Origin of the sequence: Xanthomonas axonopodis, from assembly GCF_001304695.1 — a bacterium.
Classification (GTDB): Bacteria; Pseudomonadota; Gammaproteobacteria; order Xanthomonadales; family Xanthomonadaceae; genus Xanthomonas; species Xanthomonas axonopodis.
Genome location: NZ_JFAQ01000084.1, coordinates 1 through 5,647, shown reverse-complemented (window position 1 = coordinate 5,647; position 5,647 = coordinate 1). Strand labels below are relative to the sequence as shown.

The following is a 5,647-nucleotide window of genomic DNA, read 5'->3' as shown; positions in this document are numbered from 1 at the left end:
GAATTCAAGGGTTTTGTTAGCGGATCTTAGTGAAGCATCGAGAGCCGGCGTGCGTTGCGTACACGCAGGGCACTCATTCCTCGCCGCGCGCCTTCCAGTAGCCTTTCGCGCGCACCCACTCCTTGTCCACCCCCAGGTGGTCTTCGAGGAACTTGCGCATGGCACGCGCGCGCATCGACTCGGCGCCGATCCAGTAGAACGTATCGCCGTCCTCTGGTTCGTAGTCGCGCAGGCTGTCTTCCAGCAGGGTGCTGCTGGCGGCATCGAAGCCATTGCGCTCCAGCCAGTTCACCCTCACCTCCGCTGCGCTGAGCAGTTCCTGCCGCTCGGCGGCGTCGGCGATCTCGATGAACACCTGCGCGTGCATGTCGGCGGGCATCGCTTCGAGCCAGCGGCCGATCGCCGGCAGCGCGGTTTCGTCGCCAATCAGCACGTAGTGGTCGTAGTCGTCGGCAACCAGGAACGAGCCGCGCGGGCCGCCGAGCTTCAGTGGGTCGCCGGGCTGTGCGTGCGCGGCCCACCTGGATGCCACGCCGTCACCGTGCAACACGAAGTCGATGCTCAACTCAACGCTTTGCGGATCGAAATCGCGTGGCGTGTAGTCGCGTGCCGGCGAAGCCAGCGCGCCTTCTTCGTAGCGCGGGCCTTCCGGCGTCATGGTCGGCAGCACGAAGGCGCCGTCGGCATTGGGAAAGAACAGCTTGACGTGATCGTCTGGCGCCTCGCTCTGGAAACCGGCCAGTTCGCCGCCGCCGAACACGATACGGCGCATGTGCGGGGTGATCGCTTCGCAACGCAGCACCTGCACGGAGCGCAGGCGTGGGTCGCGACGGAGTTGGGTATTGGTGTATGCAGCCATGGGTGCAATTCCTGGAGTGCCGCAGGGATGCGCGGCGGTGCGGGAGAAGATGGACCGTTACGAAATCAATGCGTGATCAGTCAATGACGTGGTGAGTGGCGACCTGCCACGGTGATGCGCTGTCACCCAGCGCAGTGGCGTTGCCCTCTCTCTGCGCGAGACGTGCCCCGTAGGGGCAGATGAGGGAACCTGCGAAGCTGCGTGCAGTGGCATTGCCTGGAATCGAAGGCAGCGCCGTCGTTGGATCGACCTGCGCGGCTCGCAGATCGCTGTCAGGCCGGCCCCAAACGTCACCGCACGACACCGGCTCAGTCGTCGTCGCGCTCCATGCCGTCGGCGGCGGCGTTGAGTAATGCAGCAATCCGTGCTGTTTCTGTCTCGCTCCATTGCCCATGGCGTGCGAACAGGCCGTGTTTGATGCGATGAATCGCCTCGCGAATCGGGGCCGGCGTTTGCGACTTGATCAACTCGCGCGCGCGCCGATGGGTGCGGGCCAGTGCGGCATCGAGCGCATCTCGTTGCTGTGCAACGTAGTCGTTGCCAGCGGCCGTGACCTGATACCGCTTGCGGCCGGCGTCCAGATCGGTGTGCACCCAGCCGGCGGCTTCCAGCTGCGCCAGCGCCGGATAAATCGCACCGGCGCTGGGTGTGTAGAGTCCTTTGAAGAGCGCGGCGATCTGCCGCATCAGCTCATAGCCATGGCGCGGGCGCTCGGCAATCAGCGCCAGCAGCAGGCGCTGATCGCCGTGCTCGAGCGGGCGCATTCGCGCGCCGGCACTACGACCACGGGCAGGCGCCGCATCGAGATCGGCCGATAGGCCGAAGGAATCAGTGCGGGCATGGCAACGCGCGGGGCAGGGCGTCATAGCCTAACCAGGATGCTGCCGGCGCCAACGCACACAGGTCCCCACATGTGCGCGCAGGCGACTTCAGCGGCGATGGCAACGTGGCGCGCCGTCGTCAGCCACGGTAGAGGGCCAGAACCAACCGCACTGCATGCGTGGCCCATGCCACCTGCATGCCTTGCCGCGCCTGCCCGGCGATGAGCGCAGTTCGTTGGACAGCTGCGTTCAGGCTTCGGCGAAATGCGGCACGATCGGCGTATCGCTCTGCGCGCTTTGTTCGATGACCTTGCGCTGCATCGCGGCCAGGTACGCATCCAGCTCTTCGGTGGAGGCGAACACGTCGCTCAACGGCACCGCCTTGACCATGTCGAAGACCTTGCGGATCTGCGGCTGCGGGTTGCTCACCAGCACCTTGCCCTGGCGCGCGGCCAGCGCCTTGCGCGCCTTGAAGATGCAGCGGATGCCGGCGCTGGAAATGTATTCCAGTGCGCTCAGATCGAGCACCAGCGTGGTGATGCGGGTGCCCAGCAACGGCGACAGCGCCGCGTCCAGGTCCTGGTAGGTATGGGTGGACAACCGCCCGGTCAGAATGACGCGTTGACGGGTGTCTTGCGGCGGGTCGATCTGGATGGTGAGCGTGGTCATGACAAGGCCTCGGGGACAAGGGCGTACGGGTGCAGCAGGGTGACGCGCACGACGTTATATGCACCATCGCGGCGGTAGTCGATGTGATCGGCGAACTGATGGACCAAAAACAACCCCATCCCGCCGATGGCGCGGTCGTCGAGCTCGCCGGTCACCTCGGGCATGGGCGCAGTGCAAGGGTCGAAGGCGCTGCCCGCATCGTGCATTTCCAACACCAGCGCCTGCGCGTCCAGCTGCAGCTGCAAGCGCAGCGGCTGTGCGGCGCACTGGCCGTGGGTCAGCACGTTGCAGCCGAGCTCTTCCACGATCAACCGCACCTGGCCGATGCGCTCGGCGTGCAGGCCCTCGAGCGTGAGCGACTGTTCCAGCGCATCGTTGGCGCCGGCCAGCTGGGCCAGCGATGGCGCGATGGCCAAATCGAGCTTCATGCAGTCGTTGTCTTTCCGGGCGCGTCCCGGCCAGCGTGTGCCACCCGCCCAGCATACTCCTGGCGCAGCCGGATCACCAGCAGCGTGATGTCGTCGTACGGATCGGCGGTGCCGGTGAAACGGGCGATATTGGCGATCACCGCCTTGCACTGCGCCGCCGCGCTGCGGCGCGGGTGCAGCGCCGCCAGCAGCCGCTCCAACCCGTAGCTGGCGCCGCGCTCGTCCATCGCCTCGGTCACGCCATCGGTATAGCCCAGCAAGGTCTGGCCGGCGCTCATGCGGCCCTGCAGCACCGGGTAGGACTCCTGTGGCTCGATCCCCAGCGGCGCACCGGTTTCCAGCGGCAACGGGCGCGCCTTGCCATCGATATCGATCAACAACGGCGGCTCGTGCCCGGCGCTGGCCAGCCAGTAGTCGCCGCTGACCATGTTGATCAGGCCGCACAGCACGGTGGCGAACATGCAGGTCTCGTTGTTTTCGGCCAACCGCGTGGAGGCGGCAATCAAAATCGCGTCCGGGCGCGTGTACCGGCGCGCGGCAATTTCCAGCACGCTTACCGCGCGCGCCATGAACAAGGCTGCCGGTACGCCCTTGTCGGAGACATCGCCCACCACGAACCACAGCAGGCCCGGTTCGGTTTCCACGAAGTGGTAGAAATCGCCGCCCACCGCCTTGGCCGGCTCCAGCCACGCGCAGGTTTCCAGATGCGAACTGGCGCGGTCGAAGGTGCGCCCGGAGGGCAGCATCGCCTGCTGGATCTCGCGGGCAATCTGCAGCTCGCTCTGCATGCGCTCGCGCGCGGCGGTCATCTTGCCGATCTCGGCGATGTGGTGGCGGATCGCATCGCGTGCGCTGTCGAAGGCGCGTGCCATCACGCCCACTTCGTCGTCGCGGTCGATGTGCTGCAACGGGTACTCGAATTCGCCACGACGGAAATGCTCGGCGGTGTCTGTCAGGTCTTCGATCGGCCGCGTCAACTTGCGTGTGATCTGCCGCATCAACCACCACCACACCATCGCGCCCAGCAGCGCGGCCAGCGCCACCCACGCCGCCAACCAGTTCAGGCCGGCCAGCACATAGCCTTCGGAGGCCGACAATACGAAGGTCCAGCCGCTGCGCCCCACTGCCGCGCTATGGGTCAGAAAGCGCTCGCCGTCGGGTGCTGTATGCGAAAACGAAATCGGCTGGCCGGCAGCCACGGCGCGCTGCAATGGCCGCAGATCCGGGCGCGAGCGGGCCACGTAGGCCGTGAGCGCGTGGCGCAGATTGAGTGCCGGGTCGGGGCTGAAGACCAGCATGCCCTCTGGCGACAGCAGCATTGTCTGGATGCCGATATCGCGCGGCAGCTGGTCGATGATCTCGCGCAGATGCTGCAGCGGCAGGTCCACGCTCACCATGCCGACCGGCGCCGTATCCGGTGCATCGCCAGGCCGGCGCAGCGGCAGGTTGTAGCTGGTGTACAGACCGCCGCCATTGGCATCCAGGTAGGGCTCGGACCACCATGCGCGGCCCTCGCGCTGGGTGCGCAGATACCAGGGCATCGCGCGATAGTCGTAACCCAGTTCCAGCGCGGATTTTTCCACGACGCGGGTGCCGCTGCGGTGCACGTACCAGACGAACCCGCTGTCGCCGGCCTTCTGCGTACGTGGCGCAATGATCAGCCGCGCCGCTCCGATATCCGGGTCGCCGGTCAGCGTGGCCAGCAGCAACGAACGCAGATTGAACGGTTGCAGCCCCACGCCGCTACTGCTGGCGGCCAGCGTGCGCCCGCTCACCTGCACCGAATCGAGCAAGGCCGCCAGGCTGCGTGCGGTCTCTTCGGTCAAACCATCCACCTCGGTGCGCGCCGCCTCCACCAGCTCGGCGCGTGCGTCGAGGTAGAACGCCGTGCCCAGCACTGCCAGCAACGCCACCAGCACGGAGGTGGCAGCCAGCAGCACACGCATGCGCAAGCTGCGGCGCCAGGGCATGCGCGCGGCGACCGATGTCTGTTGCGGCAGTGATCGCGGGCGATTGCGCATGGCGCACTCTTGGTGGCAGCAGCTGCGCTGAATGATGGCAGCTTTGCTGCCACGCACAACTCTTCCTGGCAGCTTCATCCTCACCTGGTCTCGATTGACCGAACGCGGGCGGACTAGATTGGCTGCCCACATGCCACGGAGGCCGGCCTTGCGCCAGATGTTGCCCCCAGGCCTGCTGGCCCTTTTGCTCACGGCCTGTCACCCCCCCGGAGACCAGCATGACCCAGACCCACTCCCCCGCCACCGAGGCCGGCGGCCGCGGTCTTGCCAAGTTGAATCCGAGCCCGTGTAAGGCGTACGAGGTCACGCTCACCCTGGACACGGCGCCTGGCGCTTTCGGCCTGGTACAGGCCGCGGCGCAGTACGACGTCAGCAACGAAGCCGAATGCGGCAAGATCCAGCCGGAGACCGGCACTGCTGGCCGCATCACCAGCCAGGAAAATGTGGCGCTCAAGAAGATTTCCGAGACCGAATACCGCGGCACCGTGTATCTGGATCTGATGCAGGACGAAGACTATTACGGCCGCGGCGTGTGCCATTGGGAATTCAGCGGCGCCAGCGTGCTGCTCAAGGCGACCGGTGCCGAAGAAGAGACCCGGTTCTTGTCGTTTATCGAAGCCAAGACGGTGACCGCGCAGCAGGCGTTGACCAAGTACTACTGGAAAGACGGCTATCCGCGCTCAGAATCCAAGAGTTTCCCGGACACCAGGGAGCTTAGCCCGGAGAAGTTCAAGCCTAAGGCAACGCTGATCAAGTTCCAAAGATGCGAGGATAAGTGCTTCGCAGCGATGGTGGTGCAAGCCGATGAAGCAGCGGACCTTGGCAATGTCAGCTGACCAGGGCAACGGG

6 protein-coding genes are annotated in these 5,647 nt (G+C 65.8%); 1 reads left to right on the top strand and 5 read right to left on the bottom strand.

Translation table 11 applies throughout. The features are described 5' to 3' along the window. Nucleotides 1-73 precede the first annotated feature (73 nt). The 5 genes from XAXN_RS08605 to XAXN_RS08585 all read right to left on the bottom strand — a co-directional run bounded on the left by XAXN_RS08605 (nt 74) and on the right by XAXN_RS08585 (nt 4,882). Nucleotides 74-859, bottom strand: coding sequence for a siderophore-interacting protein (locus tag XAXN_RS08605; protein ID WP_054319232.1), 786 nt, complete (start codon nt 857-859; stop codon nt 74-76). Between the two features lie 308 nt (nt 860-1,167). Then, complete coding sequence (locus XAXN_RS08600) at nt 1,168-1,623, bottom strand: PadR family transcriptional regulator (protein ID WP_425511796.1); 456 nt, start codon at nt 1,621-1,623, stop codon at nt 1,168-1,170. Between the two features lie 306 nt (nt 1,624-1,929). Further along, nucleotides 1,930-2,349: an STAS domain-containing protein gene (locus XAXN_RS08595; protein WP_054319230.1), complete on the bottom strand. Its 420-nt coding sequence runs from the start codon at nt 2,347-2,349 to the stop codon at nt 1,930-1,932. Continuing rightward, nucleotides 2,346-2,777: an ATP-binding protein gene (locus XAXN_RS08590; protein ID WP_054319229.1), complete on the bottom strand. Its 432-nt coding sequence runs from the start codon at nt 2,775-2,777 to the stop codon at nt 2,346-2,348. Before XAXN_RS08590 ends, XAXN_RS08595 begins: the two co-directional genes overlap by 4 nt. Continuing rightward, nucleotides 2,774-4,882, bottom strand: a complete 2,109-nt coding sequence (locus tag XAXN_RS08585) for a SpoIIE family protein phosphatase (protein ID WP_054319233.1) — start codon at nt 4,880-4,882, stop codon at nt 2,774-2,776. The genes XAXN_RS08590 and XAXN_RS08585 overlap by 4 nt, the downstream gene beginning before the upstream one ends. Before the next feature lie 134 nt (nt 4,883-5,016). On the opposite strand from XAXN_RS08585, the gene XAXN_RS08580 reads away from it, so the two are divergent. Further along, nucleotides 5,017-5,634, top strand: coding sequence for a hypothetical protein (locus XAXN_RS08580; protein ID WP_241148097.1), 618 nt, complete (start codon nt 5,017-5,019; stop codon nt 5,632-5,634). The last annotated feature ends 13 nt before the right edge of the window (nt 5,635-5,647 follow it).